This is a genomic window from Novosphingobium sp. ST904 (assembly GCF_001298105.1).
Classification (GTDB): domain Bacteria; phylum Pseudomonadota; class Alphaproteobacteria; order Sphingomonadales; family Sphingomonadaceae; genus Novosphingobium.
This window is the reverse complement of record NZ_LGJH01000025.1, coordinates 1-1,075: the sequence shown is the minus strand read 5'-3', so window position 1 is coordinate 1,075 and position 1,075 is coordinate 1. Positions and strand designations below refer to the sequence as shown.

Annotated in this window: 1 pseudogene; it reads left to right on the top strand. The window is 59.7% G+C overall.

From position 1 onward, the window contains the following. Positions 1–255 precede the first annotated feature (255 nt). Positions 256–1,075 (top strand): annotated as a pseudogene (locus ADT71_RS35310) (IS5 family transposase); the annotation flags it as partial.

The following is a 1,075-nucleotide window of genomic DNA, read 5'->3' as shown; positions in this document are numbered from 1 at the left end:
CCTAGGCGGCGTGGACAAATTCGTTTCCGGGTGACTGCTCTGAATGCTTGAGCTACCATGTTGGCATGACCGACGATCATTCCCGAAGTGTATATCGCGCAGGGATGCGTCATAAATGGTTGGTCGCGGCGTTATTCGCGATTGTCTGGGGCATGCCGCTTGCGCTCGCCGAGTTTGGCGCTCCCCCTTTGGCAGCGATGTTGGTGGCTCTTGCCCTTCTGTTCGTTTGGGCCCGATTTGCCCGATTGACTTGACGTGATTGCATTGATTCAAGGCTGTTTTTTGGAGGCAGGCTTGAGCAGAGGCGATCTCACCGAAGCGGAATGGCGGATTTTGAAGGGCCTGCTGCCAATCGAGCCCGAAAACCGAGGTCGCGGCAGGCGGCCCGAACAGAACCGCTCAATCATCAACGGCATCCTCTGGCGTCTCCGCTGTGGAGCACCGTGGCGGGACGTTCCGCCCAAATATGGCAGTTGGAACACTGTTTATCGGCGGTTCCGACGATGGAGCGAGGCCGGGGTTTGGGAGACCGTTGCCGTGATGCTGGCCGAGGTCATGGCAGACAGCGGCCATTACAGCATTGATAGCACCACCGTTCGCGCCCACGTCTCGGCAGCGGGCGGAAAAGGGGGACTCATCAACGCGCTCTTGGCCGCTCGCGGGGCGGGTTCACCAGTAAGCTTCACTGCTTGGCTGATGCCCTCGGACGACCGCTCGCTTTCCATTTGACGGTCGGTGAGGCGGCAGACTGCAAAGCCTATGACGCCCTGATCGGCCTGCCCGAGCGCACGCCGGATGCCCTGCTTGCCGACAAGGGTTACGATGCCGACGCAATCCGCGCTGACCTTGCAAAACGGGAAATCGAAGCGGTCATTCCCGGCAGGTCAAACCGCCGCGTGAAAATCGAGCATGACCGCGCGCTATACAAACAGCGCAATCGCATCGAGCGCATGTTCGGTCACCTGAAGGTCCACCGAGCCATCGCCACCCGCTACGATCAACTGGCCAACAGTTTCCTTGGCATGGTCCATATCGCCACCGCCAGATACTGGCTCAAATTTGTCCACGCCGCCTA